The 21843-nt window shown below is 46.0% G+C and carries 22 protein-coding genes; 14 read left to right on the forward strand and 8 right to left on the reverse strand.

The annotated features are described in order from the left end of the window. The first annotated feature begins 1 nt into the window (after window position 1). On the forward strand, window positions 2–1018 hold the full coding sequence (locus CYL18_RS05510; RefSeq protein ID WP_104848487.1) for a MoeB/ThiF family adenylyltransferase: 1017 nt from the start codon (window positions 2–4) through the stop codon (window positions 1016–1018). Window positions 1019–1085: 67 nt separating this feature from the next. Here the strand turns inward: CYL18_RS05510 and CYL18_RS05515 are convergent, their stop codons facing one another. Further along, window positions 1086–1439 carry a general stress protein gene (locus CYL18_RS05515; protein WP_104848488.1) on the reverse strand — a complete coding sequence of 118 codons (354 nt, stop codon included), beginning with the start codon at window positions 1437–1439 and terminating at the stop codon, window positions 1086–1088. 137 nt (window positions 1440–1576) lie between these two features. Between CYL18_RS05515 and CYL18_RS05520 the strand changes: the two genes are divergently transcribed. Genes CYL18_RS05520 through CYL18_RS05530 form a run of 3 tightly spaced genes read left to right on the forward strand, consistent with a single transcriptional unit; the run spans window position 1577 to window position 2978 of the window. Beyond that, on the forward strand, window positions 1577–2278 hold the full coding sequence (locus CYL18_RS05520) for a uracil-DNA glycosylase (protein WP_104848489.1): 702 nt from the start codon (window positions 1577–1579) through the stop codon (window positions 2276–2278). Between the two features lie 23 nt (window positions 2279–2301). Further along, on the forward strand, window positions 2302–2580 hold the full coding sequence (locus CYL18_RS05525) for a DUF5327 family protein (RefSeq protein ID WP_104848490.1): 279 nt from the start codon (window positions 2302–2304) through the stop codon (window positions 2578–2580). Window positions 2581–2606: 26 nt separating this feature from the next. Continuing rightward, entirely contained in the window at window positions 2607–2978 is a 372-nt protein-coding gene (locus CYL18_RS05530) for a DUF423 domain-containing protein (protein WP_104848491.1), read from the forward strand. Between the two features lie 70 nt (window positions 2979–3048). Here the strand turns inward: CYL18_RS05530 and gerQ are convergent, their stop codons facing one another. The 3 genes from gerQ to hemQ all read right to left on the reverse strand — a co-directional run bounded on the left by gerQ (window position 3049) and on the right by hemQ (window position 5391). Beyond that, the gene (gene gerQ, locus CYL18_RS05535; protein ID WP_236636265.1) at window positions 3049–3522 is read right to left on the reverse strand and encodes a spore coat protein GerQ; all 474 of its coding nucleotides are present in this window, start codon (window positions 3520–3522) and stop codon (window positions 3049–3051) included. 22 nt (window positions 3523–3544) lie between these two features. Continuing rightward, window positions 3545–3970, reverse strand: coding sequence for a cell wall hydrolase (locus tag CYL18_RS05540; protein WP_104848492.1), 426 nt, complete (start codon window positions 3968–3970; stop codon window positions 3545–3547). Window positions 3971–4641: 671 nt separating this feature from the next. Continuing rightward, window positions 4642–5391, reverse strand: a complete 750-nt coding sequence (gene hemQ / locus CYL18_RS05550; RefSeq protein WP_104848494.1) for a hydrogen peroxide-dependent heme synthase — start codon at window positions 5389–5391, stop codon at window positions 4642–4644. A gap of 209 nt (window positions 5392–5600) precedes the next feature. Between hemQ and pta the strand changes: the two genes are divergently transcribed. Both pta and CYL18_RS05560 read left to right on the forward strand, forming a co-directional pair. Further along, window positions 5601–6578 carry a phosphate acetyltransferase gene (gene pta / locus CYL18_RS05555; RefSeq protein WP_104848495.1) on the forward strand — a complete coding sequence of 326 codons (978 nt, stop codon included), beginning with the start codon at window positions 5601–5603 and terminating at the stop codon, window positions 6576–6578. 76 nt (window positions 6579–6654) lie between these two features. Further along, the gene (locus CYL18_RS05560) at window positions 6655–7485 is read left to right on the forward strand and encodes a lipoate--protein ligase family protein (RefSeq protein ID WP_236636267.1); all 831 of its coding nucleotides are present in this window, start codon (window positions 6655–6657) and stop codon (window positions 7483–7485) included. A 76-nt stretch (window positions 7486–7561) separates the two neighbouring features. On the opposite strand, the gene CYL18_RS05565 is transcribed toward CYL18_RS05560, so the two are convergent. Next, on the reverse strand, window positions 7562–8314 hold the full coding sequence (locus tag CYL18_RS05565) for an RsfA family transcriptional regulator (protein WP_104848497.1): 753 nt from the start codon (window positions 8312–8314) through the stop codon (window positions 7562–7564). Window positions 8315–8527: 213 nt separating this feature from the next. On the opposite strand from CYL18_RS05565, the gene CYL18_RS05570 reads away from it, so the two are divergent. From CYL18_RS05570 to CYL18_RS05585, 4 genes are all read left to right on the forward strand, one after another. Further along, complete coding sequence (locus CYL18_RS05570) at window positions 8528–8749, forward strand: DUF1450 domain-containing protein (protein ID WP_104848498.1); 222 nt, start codon at window positions 8528–8530, stop codon at window positions 8747–8749. 97 nt (window positions 8750–8846) lie between these two features. Continuing rightward, a complete protein-coding gene (locus CYL18_RS05575) occupies window positions 8847–12275 on the forward strand; it encodes a lamin tail domain-containing protein (RefSeq protein ID WP_104848499.1) in 3429 nt (1142 codons plus the stop codon). A 138-nt stretch (window positions 12276–12413) separates the two neighbouring features. Continuing rightward, entirely contained in the window at window positions 12414–13718 is a 1305-nt protein-coding gene (locus CYL18_RS05580) for an HD domain-containing protein (RefSeq protein WP_104848500.1), read from the forward strand. A 24-nt stretch (window positions 13719–13742) separates the two neighbouring features. Beyond that, window positions 13743–14270 (forward strand): YwgA family protein, encoded by a 528-nt coding sequence (locus CYL18_RS05585; protein ID WP_104848731.1) that lies wholly within the window; start codon window positions 13743–13745, stop codon window positions 14268–14270. 47 nt (window positions 14271–14317) lie between these two features. Here the strand turns inward: CYL18_RS05585 and CYL18_RS05590 are convergent, their stop codons facing one another. After that, entirely contained in the window at window positions 14318–14503 is a 186-nt protein-coding gene (locus CYL18_RS05590) for a 2-hydroxymuconate tautomerase (protein ID WP_049669276.1), read from the reverse strand. A gap of 104 nt (window positions 14504–14607) precedes the next feature. Between CYL18_RS05590 and CYL18_RS05595 the strand changes: the two genes are divergently transcribed. Next, complete coding sequence (locus tag CYL18_RS05595; protein ID WP_104848501.1) at window positions 14608–15255, forward strand: site-2 protease family protein; 648 nt, start codon at window positions 14608–14610, stop codon at window positions 15253–15255. Between the two features lie 21 nt (window positions 15256–15276). Then, window positions 15277–15792, forward strand: a complete 516-nt coding sequence (locus CYL18_RS05600) for a YwhD family protein (RefSeq protein ID WP_104848502.1) — start codon at window positions 15277–15279, stop codon at window positions 15790–15792. Between the two features lie 519 nt (window positions 15793–16311). Here the strand turns inward: CYL18_RS05600 and CYL18_RS05610 are convergent. Beyond that, entirely contained in the window at window positions 16312–18387 is a 2076-nt protein-coding gene (locus tag CYL18_RS05610; protein WP_104848504.1) for a transglycosylase domain-containing protein, read from the reverse strand. Window positions 18388–18692: 305 nt separating this feature from the next. Here CYL18_RS05610 and CYL18_RS05620 point away from each other — a divergent pair, with 305 nt between their 5' ends. Continuing rightward, complete coding sequence (locus CYL18_RS05620; RefSeq protein ID WP_104848506.1) at window positions 18693–19145, forward strand: DUF1934 domain-containing protein; 453 nt, start codon at window positions 18693–18695, stop codon at window positions 19143–19145. Beyond that, the gene (gene argS, locus CYL18_RS05625) at window positions 19142–20812 is read left to right on the forward strand and encodes an arginine--tRNA ligase (RefSeq protein WP_104848507.1); all 1671 of its coding nucleotides are present in this window, start codon (window positions 19142–19144) and stop codon (window positions 20810–20812) included. Before CYL18_RS05620 ends, argS begins: the two co-directional genes overlap by 4 nt. A gap of 51 nt (window positions 20813–20863) precedes the next feature. Here argS and uvsE read toward each other — a convergent pair whose 3' ends face one another. Beyond that, on the reverse strand, window positions 20864–21823 hold the full coding sequence (gene uvsE, locus CYL18_RS05630; RefSeq protein WP_104848508.1) for a UV DNA damage repair endonuclease UvsE: 960 nt from the start codon (window positions 21821–21823) through the stop codon (window positions 20864–20866). Between the last annotated feature and the right edge of the window lie 20 nt (window positions 21824–21843).

The following is a 21843-nucleotide window of genomic DNA, read 5'->3' on the forward strand; positions in this document are numbered from 1 at the left end:
GATGGAGCGCTATTCAAGACAAGTGCTATTTCCTCCAGTCGGAGAATCAGGACAGAACAAGATCAGCATGAAGCATGTACTCATCATTGGCGCGGGAGCACTCGGCTCAGCGCTCTCTGAAATGCTCGTTCGTGCAGGCATTAAAGCGCTGACCATAGTTGACCGGGATTACGTGGAGTATAGCAATCTTCAGCGCCAGCAGCTTTATACAGAACAGGATGCCGAGAATCGAATGCCAAAGGCAGAGGCAGCAAGGCGGCGCCTGGAAATGGTTAATAGCGATGTGCAGATTAAAGCCATCGTAACTGATGCGACATCTGAAGTGATGGGACCATTAGTCATAAATGCTGATTTAATCCTAGATGCGACCGATAATTTTGAAACAAGAATGGTGATTAATGACCTCTCTCAAAAGCACAGGACTCCTTGGATTTATGGAGCCTGTGTCGGCAGCACTGGAATGTGCCTCACAATTCTCCCCGGGAAGACACCGTGCCTGAATTGCTTGATGAAATCTATTCCGATACAAGGCCTAACCTGTGACACTGGCGGCATTATCAGTCCGGCTGTCCAAATGGCAGCTGCCCATCAAATGGCAGAGGCGATAAAGATTCTTGTCGAAGATTACGAAGCAGTCCGGGAAGGACTCGTCTTCTTTGATCTATGGAATAATGATTATCAACAATTCAAAACCGGGAAGATGAAGAAGGACGGCTGCCTCTCCTGCGGAAGTAATCCGCAATATCCATTCCTTGAACGTGATAATGTCACCAAGACAGCCGTTTTATGCGGGCGGGATACAGTACAAGTGCGCCCGCCAAGGCATATGCGCCTGAATTTTGACACACTTGCTCGTCAGCTTATCCAAGGCGGCTACCAAGTGGATGGGAACGCTTTCTTGCTCAGTGTGCAAGGAGAGGGGAAGAGAATCGTCCTTTTTCAAGATGGGCGCGCCCTCATCCATGAAACAAAGGATATCCATGAGGCAAAATCCATTTATCACCGTATTCTAGGCTAAACAGAAAGAGCTCCAGACGAATAGCCTGGAGCTCTTTTATATAGAAAATGTTCATCCTCTGCGCACATTACATTGTTTTCGTGTTATCTGTGTCAGCCGCTTGATTGGAGGCTACGACAACAACCTTGTGGTTGTCCAATGCTTCCTCATATTGGCCTGCTTCCATTTCAGAAAGTCCGAGTGACTCAAATTTACTGCGCAACTCATCACCGCGGGATTTGAATAGGTTGCCGACTGTTTCAAACAGGCCGGTTTCCTTTAGCCCAACAGAGCCGGAATCAGTTGCATCTGTTAAGTCCTTCGAAAAATCTTTATCGTGCGCAAATACATAAACATGATCTTTTGAAAAACCTTCTGATACTAATTGCTCTATCTTAGCTTTCGCTTGTACCGAATTCTCTACGACATGTACGGAATACATTAAATCATCCTCCTTGTGTTTTTGGTACCTGTTAACAATGTTTCCACACTATGTATATATCCCGGAGGACAAATGGGTAAACATCAATAATAGAAGTAAAATGGTCTTATTTAGTAACATAAAGGAGACAAGAAAATATGAACAAACCAATTTTCCAAAATGATTGGCAAGCTATTTTAGGCGAGGAATTTAAGAAGCCTTATTACCGTGAATTACGCCATTTTTTAAAAGAAGAATATGAGACAAAAACCATTTATCCAAAGAAAGAGGATATCTTTAATGCCCTTCATTATACGAGCTATGAGAATGTCAAGGTCGTCCTCCTCGGACAAGACCCATACCATGGGCCAAACCAGGCGCATGGACTGAGTTTTTCTGTACAGCCAGGAGTGAAGGTACCGCCATCGCTTCGTAATATGTTCAAAGAGCTGCAGGATGACCTTGGAGTTCCGATTCCAGCTGATGGCTACTTGAAAAAATGGGCAGACGAAGGAGTCCTGCTCTTAAACACCGTGCTCACTGTCCGGGAAGGAGAAGCTCACTCCCATAAAGGAAAAGGGTGGGAGACCTTCACAGATGCCATTATCCAGTCGTTGAACGCAAAGGAAGAACCGGTCGTTTTTCTCCTTTGGGGAAGACCTGCGCAATCAAAATTGCCGCTCATTGATACCAATTCACATTATGTGCTCTCATCAGCTCACCCGAGTCCGCTCTCAGCCCGGCGCGGCTTCTTTGGAAGCAAACCATTCTCAAAAACCAATGAGCTTCTTAGGAAGGCCGGGCGTGGCGAAATAGACTGGTCACTACCGAGTGCACCGCTTGACCCTCCTGTGGTATGATGAAATTGAAGCGGGGTGAGTGTATGGAAATCACATCAGAAGCCGTCCTTTCGAAGGCTGAGGAACTTATTCGGAGGGCGAAACAGACAAAAGGGGAAGAGCAGAAAGGCTATATCATTGCGGCCAAAAGCTTAATGGAGCTCCTCCTTTCAACCGAGACGAAGAAGGTCGCCGCGCCCGTGCAAGCGAGCCATCTTCCAATCGTGCAGCAGCCAATCACACAGCAAGGAACCGTCACACTTCCAAACGAACAGCCCGTTCGATTGGATGACGCAAATGGAGATTCGTTATTTGACTTTTAGTCTATAGATAAAGGGGAGAAAAGCAGATGAAGACATTCATCATCATCGCTGCGGTTAACGCGGCCTTGGCTGTGGCATTAGGAGCCTTTGGAGCCCACGGCCTTGAGGGGAAAATAGCAGATAAGTATTTAGAAACATGGCAAACAGGTGTTCAGTATCAAATGTTTCATGCAGGAGGCTTGTTTGTAATCGGTCTTTTATGGAATCATTTATCCTCACATAATTTATTAAGCTGGTCTGGATGGGCTATGCTTGCCGGCATTATTCTCTTCTCCGGCAGTCTCTATATCTTAAGCGTGAGCGGCATCTCGAAGCTCGGCATGATTACGCCATTGGGCGGGGTCGCATTTATCACTGCCTGGATCTTGATGATTGTCGCTGTGTACAAATATAGCTAAAAGATGATAAAAGGGCTCCTTTCTGCATAGAAAGGAGCCCTTGCTTTTTGTTTCGGAACCCTCCGAATCTTTACCTAGGAACCCCTCCGAACTCAGGAGCATATTCAATCTCCTCTTCAAAGGATGCATAATCTAAATAAATCAGCGGCAGCAAATAGCGCATTCCGGTTTGCGGGTCACTTAAAATCAGATGATCCCGTCCAGCTGCCTCAATAATACCCTTGAATAATTTCGTGTTATTCTCCTTAGCGCCCTCAAATGTCATGAATACAGACGCCAGCTTCCCTTTGTTCAGGCGCAGAATATTTTCGATGTACGACTGTTGCGGAGGAGAGCTGGCCCCTCCATTTGATGTCGGTGACGTCTGGAATGAAGACCCAGATGGAGGCATCTGTCCCTGAGAAGGATACATGCTTGGCGGGGGCTGCTGTGGTTGCTGCTGCCTCGGCGCCCCGTTTTGAGCCATATAAGGATTGTAAGGAACTTGGTATCCTCCGTTAAAAGGACCGCCTCCCCCATAAGATGGTGAACCAGGTTGTTGCATAGATAAATCCTCCTTTGTCTAATTAATCAAAAACAGTTGGGCAATCGGACTCAATAGGAGCAAAGAAGCAATGGTTTTTATAGCGGCCGGAGTTATACTGACCATACCACTGAGATGGGCAATCGCCCTCTGGCCTGAAAAACCAAAGCGCATTTGTGGCGGGTCTAAATCGTTCTCCATTAATGACCCTTCTCGCCAAACGTATGTCACTTTCTCTGGCCCGCTGATAAAAATAACCCTTTTGAGTCGCTTCAAATCCGCCGGGATTCTGAAAAACCATCTGCGGAATGGTACGGATATTCACAAAATCCAAGCATTCTCCCCGGACCCTGTTCACCCCTACATTCCCCACCATCAACATCCCAAGCTCTCCCTCACCCTCTGCCTCTGCCCTCATCAATCGGGCAAGTAACTTAACATCATCCTCAGTAGCTTGGATAACAGCCAAGACTCGAAGCACCTCTTTTCTGATGAATTAAGTATTATGAAGTCATTGTCTTTAAGAAAAAAAGGCATGCTCACTAAAGAAAATTATGCAGAAGAAGACCAGCTTATGATAAAAAATTGAATGGGCTTTAAAGGAGATGAAGAATGCACGCCTTTTGACTTGGGAACGCTAAGGGAGATCCCGTACCTGCATTGAGGGCTGTTTTATCTGTTACTGCTGGGAGAAGTCAAGTGATTCCCGCCTTTTGACCATGCAAAGGGTATGAAGGGTGGGGAAAGGGTGAGGTAAGTGTGGGAGAAGCCAGGCAATTCCCACCCATCACCCATGCAAAGGGTATGAAGGGTGGGAAAAGAGTGGTCAAAAGGTGGGAATCGTCAGAGAAAGCCCACCTTTCACCCATGCAAAGGGTATGAAGGGTGGGAAAAGGGTGGTCAAAAGGTGGGAATCGTCAGAGAAAGCCCACCTTCGCCCATGCAAAGGGTATGAAGGGTGGGAAAAGGGTGGTCAAAAGGTGGGAATAGGGTGGACCAAGCATGGGAGAAGTCAAGCAATCCCCACCTTTCACCCATACAAACGGCAAGAAAAGTGATCCAAACCTGTACCCTCGCCCAGCCCAATCCCAACAAAAAAACACCCGCTTACAATTAAGCGGGTGTCCTATCAATACCTTATCAAACCTTCAGAAATTGGCCGACTTTTTCTTCATCAAGCAAATTGCCGACAAAGAAGGAGCCAAATTCGCCGTAGCGGGCGCTGACTTCATCGAAGCGCATTTCGTAGACGAGTTTCTTGAACTGGAGAACATCGTCAGCGAATAGGGTGACGCCCCATTCGTAATCATCGAAGCCGACAGAGCCGCTGATGATTTGTTTGACCTTGCCGGCATATTGGCGGCCAATCATGCCGTGGGAGTACATGAGTTTCCGGCGTTCTTCCATGGAGAGCATGTACCAGTTGTCATTGCCTTGGCGGCGCTTGTCCATCGGATAGAAGCAGACGTGCTTAGCTTTTGGCAAAATTGGGTATAGACGGGAACGGACATGCGGATTTTGGTATGGATCTTCATCAGAGTCTTTGGCCATATAGTTGCTTAATTCCACGACGGATACGTACGAATGGGCCGGGATGGTGAAGTCGGCGAGCTTTGTTTTGTTGAATTCTGTTTCGATTTCGTTTAGTTCTTCCATCGTTGGACGCAAGAGCATCATCATGAAATCGGCTTTTTGCCCGACGATTGTATAGAGAGCGTGGCTGCCTTGTTGGTCAGCCTGCGTTTTGTTCCATTTTTCGACGAGGTCAAGGAATTCTTTGATAGCGGCAGTGCGCTCTTCGGCAGGGACCATTTTCCATGTACCCCAGTCGATTGTGCGGAAATCGTGTAAGCAATACCAGCCGTCCAATGTTTTTGCTGCTTCACTCATTGTTCAATCATCTCCTACTAGAATTTCGTTGATTGCTGTTTCTAATATATCATAATGATTCCAAAATTTTCTCTATTCGCGATTGTGTCAAATTCGTGAAAAAAGCAGCTGTATGCGTTTCCAGCAAAAAAATAGAAAAACCTAAATGACAATCAGGTACGATAGTAGTATTCTAAGTAGAGTGACATTTAGAGGAGGACATAAGTAAAATGAGTAATTTATTTACTGCATTAAAAGAAAAGGTTTCCGGTCATAATTTACGTATCGTATTCCCAGAGGGTACAGATGAGCGTATTTTAGAAGCGGCAGGCAGATTAGCTGCTGATAAAACTGTTGTTCCTGTTTTAATCGGAAACATTGAAGAAATTAGTGCAAAGGCTAGTGATATGGGGATTTCTGTAGAAAATATGGAAATCTATGATCCGGCTAATTATATTATGATGGATGAATTGGTAGCGGCTTTTGTAGAACGCCGTAAAGGGAAAGTGACAGAAGAGCAAGCGCGCCAAATCCTATTAGATGAAAACTATTTCGGCACAATGCTTGTTTACTTAAATAAAGCTGAAGGACTTGTTAGCGGTGCAGCTCATTCAACAGCTGATACAGTTCGCCCGGCGCTGCAGATTATCAAAACGAAACAAGGCGTGAAGAAAACTTCTGGTGTCTTCATCATGGTAAAAGGCGACGAGAAATATGTATTCGCCGATTGCGCGATCAATATTGCGCCGGACAGCCAAGACCTTGCGGAAATCGCAATTGAGAGTGCACGTACTGCACGCATGTTCGACCTAGACCCGCGTGTGGCAATGCTAAGCTTCTCTACAGTTGGTTCTGCTGTGTCTGAGGAAACAACAAAAGTAGCAGACGCTGTGAAGCTTGTAAAGGAAATGGATCCGCAAATGATCGTGGATGGAGAAATGCAATTTGACGCAGCAATCGTTCCGTCCGTAGCGGCTTCAAAGGCCCCTGATTCTCCGTTGCAAGGGGCAGCGAATGTATTCGTATTCCCAAGCCTCGAGGCTGGTAACATCGGCTACAAGATTGCTCAGCGTCTTGGCGGATTTGAAGCTGTCGGTCCAATCCTTCAAGGATTGAACGCGCCAGTGAATGACCTTTCCCGCGGATGTAATGCAGAGGATGTATACAACCTTGCATTGATTACAGCATCTCAAAGCTTGGTACGATAAGACAATCAATTTAAGAATGAACAAGGACGGCGTCTCGAATCATGCAGACGCCGTTTTTTTTGAAGGGACGAGAAAGATGAGCTTGTTAAGACAAGGTACATGGAGAATCATTGATCATAGTACATCAGGGATTTATATGCGAGCGCTTCAATCGTTTGCGGTTGATGATACATTATGCGCGGCTGTCGGCGGAGGGATGTCACCGGCTGCAGCGAGAGCTTGGGTACATAAGAAGACTGTTGTCATGGGCATACAGGATGGAAGGCTCCCATTTTTGCAAAAGGGTGTTGAATTTGTGCAAGGCCAAGGCTATGACTGCATTGTTCGCAACTCTGGCGGCCTGGCTGTCGTGCTGGATGAAGGCATCCTTAACCTGACACTCGTTTTCCCTGAAAAAAGCGGCCAGATTGGCATCAACAAGGGGTATGACGCCATGTGGGAGCTCATTCGCCATATGTTTCGTGATTTTGATGCGGAGATTGAGGCAGGGGAGATAGTTGGCTCGTACTGTCCGGGCAGCTATGATTTGAGCATAGACGGCAAGAAGTTTGCTGGCATCTCCCAGCGCCGTATTCGCGGAGGGGTTGCTGTTCAGATTTATGTGGATGTGTGTGGAAATGCAGCCGATCGTGCGGCTCTTATTAAGGCGTTTTATGAGAACGCACGCGGAGATGAGGAGACGAAGTTCGTCTATCCGGATGTTAATCCGGATGTAATGGCCTCTCTTTCAGAGCTGCTGTCAGCTGATTTAACAGTTGAAGAGGTTGTTCGCCGTTTCCTTCAATCGATTAAGAGCTTCTCGGATGAGCTTGTGAGCGAAGGGTTGACGGGGGAAGAGCAGCCTGTTTATGAATCCTATTTAGAGAGAATAGAAGAGCGAAATGAGAAGCTTGGACTTTTAGAATGAAGGCAGATTTGCTGCCTTCGTTTTTTTGCACCCAAAATAAAAACCAGTTCACGAATTGGAACTGGTTTGAAGGGTTTTATTCAGCGATTTTCTCGAGGTTGCCGTTTCGGTCCATCTTAAACTTTGTTGCTTGGCGTTCCTCTTCTTCAATTAGCGCGAGCTTACGGGCGCGATTCATAATATTCATTAGTGTTTCATAGTCTTCCTGGATAGTATGCGTGTTCTCTTGAACATTATCAAGCTTGTGCTGAAGCTCTCTGTTTATCTCTTTTAAATCATGCATTTCTAGCTTCAGGCGCTCATTTTCGGATTGAAGGGCTTGGATTTTCAGGCTATCTCCGTCATAGTTTTGCAGGAAGGAGATCACATCAGCCATTGTAATTTCTGAGGGCTGAATGGCTTCCATCATCGGGAAGAAGCTTGGCTGCTCCACGACTGTCTCTTGGTGTACCGCTTTTCCTTCAGCTGATCCTTCTGCGGAGGGCTCCATTTCCATCAATTCCTCTTCCATTGCGGTTGTAACGGTCTCGAAATCTCTTAATGATGGCACAGGTGGTTGATAGAGAATCTTTTTCTTGCCGCCTTGGTCCTTGCCGAGCAAACGCTGGCGCTGCTTTCTTTGCTTTCGGGCCAATTGCAGGGCTTTCTCGTAATTGTGGCGAACAACCGCGTTCCAGCGGAATCCGCAGGCGGCTGCCGTCCGGTTTAATTTGTCGCCGACCTCATCAAATGCATTCAATTGTGTGCTGCCTTCACGAACGTGCCTTAGTACGGTTTCAGCCAGCAGCAAGTCATTTTCTTCTGTCCATGCATCTTGTCTAACTTTCATGTCTACAACTCCCTTATTAAAAATAAATTTGCAAATTATGGTTCTAGCATGGGCAGATAAGAGAAATTTTATACAGGTTACTAGATTTTTTCGTTGCCTTATAGACTTTACATCATTCTTGCAAACATAAATGTGTGAGTGATACAATACGCTTTAGGTCCAATAGTCCCGTATTCAAGGGGCTAATTTTTTGGTAAGAAAGGATAGGCGGTCATGTCGAATGAATTTAGGGTATGTGACGACTGTCAAGCCACAAACTTAAAAACACTGCTACCGAAACTGAAAAAGGTTGATCCAGATGCAAAAATCGAAATCGGGTGCCAGTCCTATTGTGGGCCAGGGCGCAAGAAATCCTTTGCGTTCGTGAACAATCGTCCTGTGGCTGCCCTGACAGAAGATGAATTGATTGAAAAAGTGGAAAAGAAGATTAAATAATACAGAAGCCGTGCTCCTAACTGGGGTGCGGCTTCTTTTCATAAAATCAGTCCTGTGAACCATACTAAGAGAAATCTTGTAGGGGGAAGGGGATTGAATGAGGTTTTTGCTGACAATCGCAGCCGCTATGATCGTAGGAGCTGGATTTTCTTCACATCGAGGTGCGGAAGAAGTACCTGATTTACTGATTACGGAGGTTTCTCCGGACGGAAATCATTATGAATATATCGAGATATACAATAATACGAATGAGGCGGTCAATCTTGGTGACTATTCCCTCCGCTATCTTGCGATGGATAAAACGATGCGGACCTGGGACCTCAAGGAACGGACAATGGTGCCGGCAGGAAAGGCAATTGTCCTCTGGTTTTCGAATAAGCGTCCTGTGTCAGAATTTAACGAGCATTACAAAAGGGATGTCCGGCTGCTCGCCGACTTGAAGGGAACCTTGAAAAACAAGGGGAAGAATACACTTGTTCTCGCTACTGATACCGGGGCGGTTATTTCTTATGTCACCTATGAAACAGGAAATACACATTTCCGCCATGCAGGAAAGAGGAAGAGGCTGAAGGAGATGGATAGATCTCGTCCTACACCAGGTATTGTGACGAAAGAGCAAGTACCAGATGAATGGAATGAGAAGCAAATAGGCGGGAAAATGACGTTCAATCCGATTAATCTGCCCAATGAGATTCCTGAACGGACAGACCTTGAGCTCGAGGCAGAAATAAAGGGGAAAGAGCCTGTTAAGAGAGTTGAGATGTTTTATAAGCGGGCACAGGACAAGAACTATACCCGCATCAAATTCACGATGAAGACGCTGGAGACCTTTCAAGGGTTCATTCCCCGCTATAATCTTTATGGAGCGAAACCTAATATAGAATACTATTTGGAACTATCGGACGGCTATGGAACGACGACCCGCTATCCAGAAAAGGGAGTCAAGACTATCAAGGTCGGCAATCCGTCCATGTATAAATCCGTAAAGTCGGGATTGTCTGTGCAGGATAATACTATTTTGCGAGGTGTAAAAAGAATCCAGTTACATAAACGCTGGGCAGATGAACAGATGGATTTAATGCTCGATGGAAGGCCCCTTCTCACCCAGCAAACATTAGGGAAGCCGGCTGCCTTCGTTTTCGAGGGGCTCGGCATTGATGAGCGCAAGAAGAGTGCCATATATGTCGGCAAGCAAAGAATCACCTCTCTCAAGCCGACGGAGGGAGAATATATGCCCTATGAAATCTCGATTCCAATCGAGACACTTAAGCCCGGCAAGAATCGCATCGCCATTCATACTGGAACAAAGAAGGAGGTATACCGGTCAGGGAAGGTAACAAACATGGAGGATGCCGATCGTTTTACAGTCAAAAATATCAAGCTATTGCTTGATGACGGAACCATTATTCGGCCGAAAGCCGTCAAGGGTATTAATGCGGAGGGAGATGAAAAGAAGCAAACCTATCATGACGGACGTGACTGGGCGCTTGGCAAGAAGGGAATTCTCATCCAGGTGTTTGAGTTCACCATTTCTCCTGCTAAATTTAGGACGCTGCAAGCGGAGATTGATACAACGACCTATGAGGATGGAGTCCATATCATTAAGGCGACGGGGGAATCCGAGCATGAGGCAAAGGTAGTCTTTGATAACTCGGCTCCGAAGCTGAACCCTATTGCCCCGAAGAAAGGGAAGACCTATAAGGGGACATTCACAATCAATGCTAATCCAGAGGATAAGATTACTTCGGTTGCTTCGATAAAGGGGTATTTGGACGGCAAGGAGATTGACCTTCCGTACACGACATCGTCAGGAAAACTGAGGAAGGGCAAGCATACCGTCAAGATTGTCGCAACGGATGCGGCAGGAAACCGGGCAAAAAAAACCATCCCTTTTCAGGTAGTTGAAGAAACGCCGATCATTTCTGGACAGATCAGCCCGAAAAATGAGGAGAAGGACGTCTCTTTGCATCCAAGCCTGACTGTTAAGGTTGAAGACCCGACAAACGATCGGCTTTTGGCGAAATTCTATGCTGGCAAACGCTATGATTCCAAGAGCCCGCATTTGAAGGCTTACTCCTATATTGCTGATGAGGAGCCGCCGGAAGGCTTGATGACTGAACGTGAGGAGCTGGCGGGAAAAAGTCAGCTCAAACAGGTTGCTGAGGCGGACAAGAAATATTGGGTGACGAATGCTGATTCAGGATTTCCCTATCAGCGCTATCAGGTGAGCTTGGCTGAGCCGAATTCCGCTATCAAGGAAGTAGAGCTAGAATGGGTTGGTCATTCTCTTCCGGGAAGGAGAGTGACCATGTATGCCTGGAATCGGCTTGAAGCAAGATGGGATTCCCTTGTATACGGCTATGGTGAGGACGATTTCTCGCTTCGGGCAAGCATAAAGCCTGAGACCTACATGGATGACGGACTTGTTGATGTTCTTATCCAAGACCGGGTCATCGATGCCGTAAACAGGCCGTTCAACCTCGTGTGGATGTCAGACACACAATATTACTCAGAGACATTTGCTCATGTATTTCCTGTCATGACAAACTGGATTCGCATCCAAAATCAATTGGGGAATGCCGAATATGTTATCCATACGGGGGATATGGTCAATGTCCGCTGGGCGAAGGAGCAATGGGAAGTGGCAGACCAGGCAATGAGCATTCTCGATGAGAACCGGATTCCATACGGAGTCGTTTCCGGTAATCACGATGTCGGCAATCTTGTTCAAGATTATCGCAATTTTGCTCGCTATTTCGGGAAAAGACGCTTTCATGAAAGTCCGTTTTATCATGGGACGAAGCAGAATCGAAACCATTATGACTTGATGTCCTTTGGCGGACATGATTTCTTGTTCCTCTATTTAGGGTGGGGACATGAAACCGAGCGCGAGACTCTCAAATGGGTGAAAGATGTACTGAACCATTATTCGGAGCGGAATGTCGTGCTCGCTGTCCATAATTATTTGGACGATGAGGGAGAGCGAACATTTAATGGCAGGCAAATATTCGACAAAATCATCAGGCGGTATGACAATATTAAGCTCGTGCTTGCCGGTCATATCCCTGGTGCAAGCAGGCATACAGCCGAGATTCCTGTAAAAGGGGATAAGGGCAAAGTCAGGAAGGTATATGAGATGCTTGCAGATTACCAGAGCGGCCCTGAGGGAGGACAAGGCTATATGCGGATGCTTCACTTCGACCCGGCCCATAAGCGCCTGAACGTAAAGACGTATTCTCCATACATGGATGATTATAATTTCTTTGAGCCACAAAAGGATGAGTTCACGATTGAAGACTTGGAGCTGAATCCGATTCACAAGCAGGTCGCGACCGATTATATCAGTGTCAATGTGTACTCTAACAAGAAAATCGGCCGTGACTATGCCGGCAAAAAGAAACGAAAAGTGAAGGCTCATCTTCATAATTTGAATAAGGACACCGATTATTTCTGGTATGTCGAGCTCAGCGACCGCTATGGCGGCTGGATGAGGTCACCGCTATGGCAATTCAGGACGAAGGAATAAGGATAGCCTCCATGCAAATGTTCAGCATGGAGGTTTTTTTCATGCCAAAAAACCCACTTTTTAAATGATGGCGATAATATGTTTTTTATTCCAAACAAGCTATAATAAAAACATGATTGAGAAGGAAGAGGGAATCAGATGAAGTATTCTCTGCAAAAAATGAGCGAAGAAAAAGTATTTAAAGACCCGGTGCACCGTTATGTCCACGTGAATGACCGGGTGATTTGGGATCTAATTGATACGAAGGAGTTCCAGCGCCTGCGCCGAATTAAGCAGCTGGGCACAACTTATTTGACCTTCCACGGGGCTGAGCACAGCCGTTTCAATCACTCTCTCGGAGTATACGAGATTGTGAGACGAATCGTTGATGGCGTGTTTGACGGCCGTGAGAAATGGAACCCGAAGGACCGGCTTTTATCCTTATGTGCAGCACTTTTGCATGATTTAGGACATGGGCCATTCTCTCACTCTTTTGAAAAGGTGTTTGAAATGGACCATGAAGTATTTACGCGCCAAATCATTCTCGGCGATACAGAGGTTAATAAGGTGCTCCGCCGAGTAAACGAGACCTTCCCGAAAGAAGTGGCAGAAGTCATCGCGAAGACACATGCCAATAAGCTTGTCGTCAGCCTCATCTCCAGCCAGCTCGATGCAGACCGGATGGATTATCTGCTGCGCGATGCTTATTTTACCGGGGTCAGCTACGGCCAGTTTGATATGGAGCGAATACTGCGTGTCGTGCGTCCGACAGAAGAGCAGGCTGTCTTCAAGCAAAGCGGCATGCATGCGGTAGAGGACTACATCATGAGCCGCTATCAAATGTACTGGCAGGTCTATTTCCACCCTGTCACAAGGAGCGCGGAAGTCATCCTGACGAAGATTCTCCATCGTGCTAAGGAGCTCTATAAAGAGAATTATCAGTTCCAGCACGAACCCTATCATTTTAATTCTTTATTTACACATACGGTTACTCTTCGGGATTACCTGAAATTGGACGATGCTGTGATGCTATATTACTTCCAGCAATGGGAAGAAGAAGAAGACCTGATTCTTAGTGACCTGTGCCGCCGTTTCAATAATCGCGACCTATTCCAGTATGTTGAATTCACACCATCCAACCAGGAGATGAAGAAGCTCTTAAAGCTGACCCAATTATTTGCTAAAGCTGGGATGGACCCGGAATACTATTTGGTGCTCGACTCATCTTCTGATCTTCCATATGACTTTTACCGCCCAGGGGAAGAGGAGGAGCGGGTGCCTATCTATCTGTTATCGAAAAAGGAAGAACTGAAGGAGCTTTCTCGTGAGTCCGATATCGTTGATGCAATCTCCGGCAAGAGACGTACGGATCATAAACTCTATTTCCCGGCTGATATGCTTAACGATATGTCTGTCCATGGCCGCGAGAAAGAGGAAATTAAGCGAATGCTCGAATGGGAGTAATCTAGACAAAAGAGGTGAAGAATGGTGTTAAAGGATCATGCACGCATCCTTTCAGCCATAAATGCTACAGGGCATATCGCTGGAAGAAAAAAGCTACAAAAGATGATCTTTATTTCAAAGAAACTGCAATATCCATTTCATGAGAAATTTGAATTCCATTTTTACGGACCGTACTCAGAGGAGCTAACATTAAAGATTGAGGAATTACGAAATCTGGGGCTGATTGAGGAGCTAAAGGATAAGGAGAATGGCTGCCTTCAATACGATTATTCCTTGACTGAGGCCGGCCGCGAGTTCCTGACCTTGTATGAGAATGGCCTTGATGAGCGCCTTATGCTATTTTTAAATGAACTCAATGGGCAGACTGCCCGCTTCCTTGAGCTCGTCTCAACCATCTTTTTCTTTGATCATTTGCCAAAGCCTGAAATCGTCCAGAAGATTGAAGAACTAAAGGCGAAGCAAAATTATTCAGCGGAAGAGATTAAAGAGGCGTTTGTCTATGTCGACGAGCTGATTGAGACCAATAAACAGCCATTATCCATGCATTCATAAATCAAAAAAGAATGGAGCAGTGACTGCTCCATTCTTTGCCATCACCCTTATTGGTCGCTTAAGCGTTTGCCGCCTGGGGCATAATGGTTTTTGGACATTTCCTCGATGAAGACCGTAATATTCTCACGAGGAGCTCCTGTTGTTTCAGAAACTGCCTCCGTTACTTTTTCGCAAAGGGCTTTCTTTTGCTCCTCTGTGCGTCCTTCAAGCATTTTTACAGTGACAAATGGCATGGATATTCCTCCTTGTTTATCATGGATATGAGCTTAGTTTTTCATAAATAGAATGAGAAAGCAAGATAACCTTTAGTACATAATCAATCCATATAGAAAGGGAGATGTTTGTGGATTTACAGAGCATAATCACCAATTTGCCCTATATGATTGTCACACTCGCGATTGCATTCACGGCCCATGAATATGCCCATGCATATGCTGCCTATAAATTCGGTGATATGACCGCGAAGAATCAAGGGCGATTGAAATTGAATCCGCTCGTCCATATTGACCCAATCGGCGCTATCTTTATCATCCTGTTCGGGTTCGGTTGGGCAAAGCCCGTACCCGTAAACCGATTCTTCTTTAAGAACCCGCGCATGAACGGAATCATTGTCTCCATCGTGGGTCCGTTGAGTAATCTCGCTCTCGCTGTGCTGGCTGTATTTGTTGTCTTCCTCATCCAGCAGTTCGGTATCGGGCTGATGGTACCAGACTTCATGTTCAAGTTCTTTACCATCTTCATCAATATAAATGTCCTGCTGTTTGTGTTCAATTTATTGCCTTTTCCCCCATTAGATGGGTATCGTATAATAGAGGATCTAGTCAAGCCGGATTTCCGGGCAAAAATGACGCAGTACGAGCAATATGGGGTACTGATTTTCCTTATCCTTGTCATAACACCGCTCGGTCAATATACGATTGACCCAATCCTGCTTGAACTTGTGCCAAGCATAGTGCAAGCATTATATTCAATGATTTTATATTAAAAGGAGGCTTCTGATTGGACCATGAGCCAAGAAAAGAAAAAACCAACCTTCAATATTATTAAAAATAATCCGACAGACGGCCATAAAGGTTACGGTATTGGCGCACTCAGCCTTGAAAATGTCTCGCCTGTCTTTGTTGATGTAGAAGAAAAGAGGGCATTTGTCGATATCGGCGCCATGCATGCGCGCAGTGAAATCGAGAGACGGATCAAATTCCTGCCCAATAAAGCTGATGTGCCAAACGGAAAGCCGTACTGGCTTGTCTGGGTAACCATCGAACAAGCGCCAACCGGTGCTTACTATGCCGGTGTGACCGCCTGTGAAATGACCGTCGACAAAGAAATTCGCCGCGGCTATAAATCCTTGCCAGAGCACGTAAACCGCATGGATAAATCCCTAAAGCGCCACATCATTGTTGACCATATGGATGACAGCTCTAAAAAAGTTCTCGCCGACTTCCTCAAAAGTCATAATGAAGAGCTGTGGAACAACTCCTCTGACGAATTAAAGCAGCAATTAAATGTGTCAGAAATGTGAACGCGATGGAAGGAATTGGGGTGCTGTTTGGCAAATCACTTGTCGCCTGCAACCAAAAAAAGTAAACTAAAATCACGTGAGATTGTACATTCACGTAGAGCTAGGACACGAAAATCCCCAAACCAATAACTGGTTTGGGGATTTTTGTATAACGGAGATAAAAACAAGATAAATCCTGTCCACACCCTAGGGGAATCATCAGAGAAAGCCCAGCCTTTTCCATACTAAGAGGGTGAAAGGTGGGAAAAGTGTGGGAGAAGCGTGACCAAGCCCACCCTCTGCCCAGAGAAAGCCCACCCAAACCCCATACAAAGGGGTAAAGGGTGGGAAAAGGGTGTCCATCGTCAGAGAAAGCCCATCCAATCCCCATACAAAGGGGGTGAAGGGTGGACAAAGGGTGTCCATCGTCAGAGAAAGCCCACCCAAATCCCATGCAAAGGGGGAAAGGGTGTCCATCGTCAGAGAAAGTCCACCCAATCCCCATACAAAGGGGAAAAGGGTGGAAAGCCAATCACCACACTAAACCCCTTTCTTAAACGGCCAAATCCTCCTGTACCAAGGCAGCTTCTCTTTTTCAGCGTCTGGCAGCTCATCAGCATCATGGTCATTATGTCCATGAAGCGGGCATATTTCCCTCGGTTCGCTGCCTTTCTTGAAGTAGGTCATCCGTTTTACCGGGCAATCATCATCTGCCAGCAAGCCGGTGACTGGGTCGATTTCGACGCCAACTACGCCTTTTGGCTGCTTGAATTCGGTAACTGGCTTGTCCTTGTGGGTGGCTTCCATGAATTCAGCCCATATTTGCTTGGCGGTTGTTTTGTCATATTTCGTTTCAAGCTTTCGGGATTGGTCGTAGCCTGCCCAAATGCCAGCTGTCAGCTGTGGTGTGAACCCGACCATCCAGCTGTCATATTCCGTGGAGCCGGATTTTCCGGCAAACGGGCGTGAGAGCTTTGGAATGATAGAGGAGCCTGTGACAGAGGCATAGCCATTTAATTTCTGATCAAAGACGCCTGTGAGCATTTGTGTCATGACATAGGAGTTTGCTTTATCTAAAGCCTTCTTCTTTTGCGGCTTGCGTTCGTACAAGGTTTCACCTTCGCGGCCGACGACCTTTGTGATGAAGAATGGCTTTACCTTTTTGCCCCCGTTGGCGAAGTGGTTATAGGCATTAGTCATCTCGATTGGCTTGACGCCGGATGTGCCAAGGGCAAGTGATGGCACCTTTGCCATTTTGGATGTGAGACCGAAGCGCTTCACTGCCTTGACGAGTTCATCCTGGCCAAGGAAGAGATGGGTTTTGACCGCATAAATATTGTCCGATAAGGCAATGGCCTGTGCCATTGTAATAGCTTCATTAGCGTAATGGTTACGGAAGTTATGAGGAGTGTAGCTGCTTTTACCCTCATCATAGGAGAAGGTTGTTTCCTCGCTCCTCATCGTAGTCGATGGAGTAAAGCCTTTCTCAAGCGCCGTATAATAAAGAATAGGCTTAATAGTCGACCCAGGCTGGCGTAATGATTGGGTCGCGCGGTTGAAGGCGCTCTTTTCATAATTGGTTCCGCCAATTAAGGCTTTTACGCTTCCGCTTTTTGGATTCATGGCCACGAGTGCAACCTGCAATTCACTATTGTTTGGGATATGTGCTGTGACGATTTTCTCTGCTATTGTTTGCTGGTCGATATTCATAGTCGTATAGACGGTTAATCCGCCATTACGAATGAGATCCTCGCGGCCGCGCAGAATAGTCCTCAGCTCCTGGTTTGCTGCATCAAGGAAATAGGGGGCTTCTGCTAAATCCTCTGTATCCAGCGAGCCGAAGAAGGCAATATCCTGAAATTCCTTGCTTGCCCGTTCGGCCTGATCTCTCGTAATTGCGCCGGTTGCCTCCATTGAGCGAAGGACGACATGCTGGCGATTTCTCGCATTCTCGGACGAGCGAATCGGAGAGTAGAGGCTGGGCCCTTTTGGGATGCCAGCGAGGATGCTTGCCTCTGTTAATGTCAGGTCACGGGCATCCTTGTGAAAATAATAATGGCTCGCGGCTTCAATGCCGTACATGCCATGACCGTAATAGATTGTGTTTAAATAACCTTCTAGAATTTCATTCTTTGAATAATGATTTTCTAGCCGGAGTGTGTAGAATGCCTCCTTTGCTTTCCTTGACCATGTTTTCTCTGAACCTAGGAAGAGATTCCGGGCATATTGCTGTGTGATTGTGCTTGCACCCTGAACCTTAGCGCGTGCAGCTACATCCTTTACGATAGCACCTGCGATTCGCTTCATATCAAAACCATGGTGGGAGTAGAATTGCCGGTCCTCCACTGCAATGGTGGCATCAATTAAATAAGGGGATATCTCATCAAGTGCTACCCAATAGCGCTTTTGTCCGCCATGGCTTTCGCCGAAAGATTGTAGATTATCGGCTAAGTATACAGTCGTTTGCGGAACAACCACCTCAGGTGCACCGGCCAGCTTAACAGCAGCCCATATGACGGTCGTGCATACGAGGGAGACTGCCGCGAGTACTAACGCGGCAAATGAAAAGGCGCGGTAGATGATTCGTTTTTTTCTTCTGCGTTCGGTTCTGGACATATTCCTTCCCCCTTAGTCTAGTGGTGTCAAATCATTTATTATCAGTAGTATGAAAAAAACAGGGGTTTTTTAAACGGAAATTTGGGTTTTGGGGTAAATCTTTACTTTTATGGGGGATTAGACTATACTCTTTTAGGTTTCGAGAAAAAGAAGGCTAAAAACCAGGAGAATCCGTCCATACTATATAAAGGAGCGGACTTTGGCTTTTTTTCTAAAAATATAGTCCGGCAAGTTGCCAGACTGTTTTTCAATATCTTATACTTGTAGAATTGAGTACTAAAACAATCCCAGGGGGAGTTCATTATATGACCGAGGAAAAAGGGAATACAGCTAAAGAGGTCATGGTGAGATTGAAGACAAGGATCGAACATGAGGATGATGTAGAGAATATAGAACTTGTCACATTCGGGACACTGCATCATATGCCTAATGCGACATATGTCCGTTACATTGAACATGTAGAGAATAATGGGAAAATCAATACGACGGTGAAATATGATGGAAGCGAGATGCTCATCATTCGGACCGGAGCGGTGAAAATGAAGCAGCTCTACAAAATTGGCTCCATAACAGAAGGTTCTTATGACAGCATTCATGGTACACTTGATTTATCGACTCATACAATTGCCCTGAACCATACCGTCAATAAAGAGACCAATGAGGAAGAGTTTTCGGTTTCCTATCATTTATTTTTGCAGGATGAAAATGTGGGGCATTATCACCTTACATTAACGGTCAAGGAGGAAAACAATCAATGAATATCGTAACGGAGATTCAACAGCAAATTAAAGACGAAATCAAACAGGCCGTTCTTAAGGCCGGCCTGGCAGCAGAAGAACAGATTCCAGGCGTAATCCTTGAATTGCCTAAAGATAAGGCGCATGGAGATTATTCAACAAATATGGCGATGCAGCTTGCCCGTGTTGCGAAAAAGGCGCCAAGAGCGATTGCGGAGGCCATCATCGAGAATTTCGATACGACTAAGGCATCTATCTCAAAAATTGAGATTGCTGGACCGGGCTTTATTAATTTTTATTTAGATAATAGCTACCTAACTGATTTGATTCCGACTATTCTTGAAGCAAAAGAAGCTTACGGGGAATCAAATGTTGGGAAGGGCGAGAAAATCCAGGTTGAGTTCGTCTCTGCCAACCCGACAGGTGATTTGCATTTAGGCCATGCCCGCGGTGCAGCAGTAGGGGATTCACTATCTAATATTCTTGATAAAGCTGGCTGGGATGTATCCCGTGAATATTACATCAATGATGCCGGAAACCAAATCAATAATCTTGCTTACTCTGTTGAAGCACGCTACAAGCAAGCGCTTGGTCTTGAGGCAGAAATGCCTGAGGACGGCTACCATGGGGAAGATATCATCAATATCGGAAAACGCCTGGCAGAAGAATTCGGCAATCAAATTCTTGATAAGAGTGACGAAGAACGCTTCAAGTTTTTCCGCGAGTACGGCTTGAAATATGAAATGGAGAAATTGAAGAAGGACCTTGAGAGCTTCCGCGTCCCGTTTGACGTATGGTTCTCTGAGACTTCCCTTTATGAGGATGGCAAGATTATGCCAGCATTGGAGCTTCTCCGCGAGAAAGGCCATATTTACGAGAAGGACGGAGCAACCTGGTTCAGCTCTACTGAATACGGCGATGACAAAGACCGTGTATTAATCAAGAATGACGGCTCTTACACGTATTTATTGCCAGATATCGCTTATCACAAGAATAAGCTTGAGCGCGGCTTTGAGAAATTAATTAATATTTGGGGCGCTGACCATCACGGATACATCCCGCGTATGCAGGCAGCTATCCAGGCGATGGGCTATCCAAAGGATACGCTTGAAGTAGAAATCATCCAGCTTGTACATTTGTTCAAAAATGGCGAGAAGATGAAGATGTCCAAACGTACAGGTAAAGCTGTTACGATGAGAGACTTGATGGAAGAGGTTGGCTTGGATGCGGTTCGATACTTCTTTGCCATGAGAAGTGCTGACTCCCATATGGACTTTGACCTTGACCTGGCTGTTTCTCAATCGAATGACAACCCGGTATACTATGCTCAATATGCTCATGCGCGTATTTGCAGCATTTTACGCCAAGGTGAAGAAATGGGCATCACACTTGATGGAGAGGTTGACTACAGCCAAGTCGGTTCTGAAAAAGAAATCGATTTGCTGAAGAAACTTGGTGAGTTCCCGCAGGCTGTTGCTGAAGCGGCCGAGAAACGCATGCCTCACCGTGTGACAAACTATATCTTTGACCTAGCTTCTACTTTCCACAGCTTCTACAATGCGGACAAGGTTCTTGACCTTGAGCATCCTGAACGAAGCAAAGCTCGTCTTGCTCTCGTGCAAGCAGCGAAGATCACTTTGGCAAATGCCTTGAAACTGATTGGTGTTTCTGCTCCAGAAAGAATGTAATAGGAAGAAAATCAGGCCATCCTTTGATCTATCAATCAAGGGATGGCCTTTTTATTTGAATCGAATGGTGCCGCCGCTAATCCTTTTGACCCCTCTGAGGGAGGAGAGATCTTCAATTAATTTCAGCATCGCGATATCCTTGTTTTTCGCTTCGATGATGAAATCAATCTCTTTGACTCCGGCCGATTTCACAAGCTGAATGAACGGGAGAATGAATTCCATATCCACATTAACTGCGTGGGCCCTAATCTCCTTGTCGGATCTGGGGGAGGAGATATGGATTTTTGGCTTCCAGTCGCGTCCTTCCCACGTCTTCAAAATACGAGGGAGGAGGGTGTTCAATTCCTCGGTGGAAGGATTGGCAATATGGTGATGGTAATCGAAGAGTAAGGGGACTTCCTCCTGCTCGCACACCTGCAAGGTTTCTTCAGCGGTATAGGTTTTATCATCATTCTCTAGTGTCATTCGTTCCTTAATGTGTACAGGGAGCTTTTGTATATTTTGATGAAAGCGGCTGATAGCAGCCTTTTTATCACCGTATGAACCGCCGACATGGATGTTAATCAAGGAGCCCTCGGGCATGCCCATCGCTTCAAGGAGACGGTAATGGTATTGCATGTCTTCTACCGCCTTCTCAGTCACATCCTGGTTTGGGGATGTGAAGAGGGTGAAGGCGTTTGGGTGGAAGCTAACCCGCAGCTGGTGATCCTTAACGAGCTTGCCAAGCTCAGTCCACTCTTTTTTGAAAGGGGTCATATAATCCCATTTCACATCAGGGTGAGTGGCAAGCGGGACAATGGAGCTTGAGAAGCGGTATATCTTAATTTCCTTCGCGATATTGTAATAGAGAATCCGTTTTGTCGTCTCGATATTCTGCCTCGTCAATTCGAGCAACCGATTCTGTTGATCCTTGGCAGGAAGACTGCTCCAGCGTGTATAGGTAATGGTCTTAGAGGGGGAGGAGTCCCAAAGGTCTAGAGCGGTTGAGACATATCCAAATCGAATTTCCATTATATAGGCATCCTTTCAAG

This window comes from Pradoshia eiseniae (assembly GCF_002946355.1).
Classification (GTDB): Bacteria; Bacillota; Bacilli; order Bacillales; family Pradoshiaceae; genus Pradoshia; species Pradoshia eiseniae.

Coding starts and splice junctions, on each gene's coding strand:
- CYL18_RS05510 (WP_104848487.1), top strand. CDS start 2: ATGGAGCGCTATTCAAGACAAGTGCTATTTCCTCCAGTCGGAGAATCA.
- CYL18_RS05515 (WP_104848488.1), bottom strand. CDS start 1,439: ATGTATTCCGTACATGTCGTAGAGAATTCGGTACAAGCGAAAGCTAAG.
- CYL18_RS05520 (WP_104848489.1), top strand. CDS start 1,577: ATGAACAAACCAATTTTCCAAAATGATTGGCAAGCTATTTTAGGCGAG.
- CYL18_RS05525 (WP_104848490.1), top strand. CDS start 2,302: ATGGAAATCACATCAGAAGCCGTCCTTTCGAAGGCTGAGGAACTTATT.
- CYL18_RS05530 (WP_104848491.1), top strand. CDS start 2,607: ATGAAGACATTCATCATCATCGCTGCGGTTAACGCGGCCTTGGCTGTG.
- gerQ (WP_236636265.1), bottom strand. CDS start 3,522: ATGCAACAACCTGGTTCACCATCTTATGGGGGAGGCGGTCCTTTTAAC.
- hemQ (WP_104848494.1), bottom strand. CDS start 5,391: ATGAGTGAAGCAGCAAAAACATTGGACGGCTGGTATTGCTTACACGAT.
- pta (WP_104848495.1), top strand. CDS start 5,601: ATGAGTAATTTATTTACTGCATTAAAAGAAAAGGTTTCCGGTCATAAT.
- CYL18_RS05560 (WP_236636267.1), top strand. CDS start 6,655: ATGAGCTTGTTAAGACAAGGTACATGGAGAATCATTGATCATAGTACA.
- CYL18_RS05565 (WP_104848497.1), bottom strand. CDS start 8,314: ATGAAAGTTAGACAAGATGCATGGACAGAAGAAAATGACTTGCTGCTG.
- CYL18_RS05570 (WP_104848498.1), top strand. CDS start 8,528: ATGTCGAATGAATTTAGGGTATGTGACGACTGTCAAGCCACAAACTTA.
- CYL18_RS05575 (WP_104848499.1), top strand. CDS start 8,847: ATGAGGTTTTTGCTGACAATCGCAGCCGCTATGATCGTAGGAGCTGGA.
- CYL18_RS05580 (WP_104848500.1), top strand. CDS start 12,414: ATGAAGTATTCTCTGCAAAAAATGAGCGAAGAAAAAGTATTTAAAGAC.
- CYL18_RS05590 (WP_049669276.1), bottom strand. CDS start 14,503: ATGCCATTTGTCACTGTAAAAATGCTTGAAGGACGCACAGAGGAGCAA.
- CYL18_RS05595 (WP_104848501.1), top strand. CDS start 14,608: ATGTTTGTGGATTTACAGAGCATAATCACCAATTTGCCCTATATGATT.
- CYL18_RS05600 (WP_104848502.1), top strand. CDS start 15,277: ATGAGCCAAGAAAAGAAAAAACCAACCTTCAATATTATTAAAAATAAT.
- CYL18_RS05610 (WP_104848504.1), bottom strand. CDS start 18,387: ATGTCCAGAACCGAACGCAGAAGAAAAAAACGAATCATCTACCGCGCC.
- CYL18_RS05620 (WP_104848506.1), top strand. CDS start 18,693: ATGACCGAGGAAAAAGGGAATACAGCTAAAGAGGTCATGGTGAGATTG.
- argS (WP_104848507.1), top strand. CDS start 19,142: ATGAATATCGTAACGGAGATTCAACAGCAAATTAAAGACGAAATCAAA.
- uvsE (WP_104848508.1), bottom strand. CDS start 21,823: ATGGAAATTCGATTTGGATATGTCTCAACCGCTCTAGACCTTTGGGAC.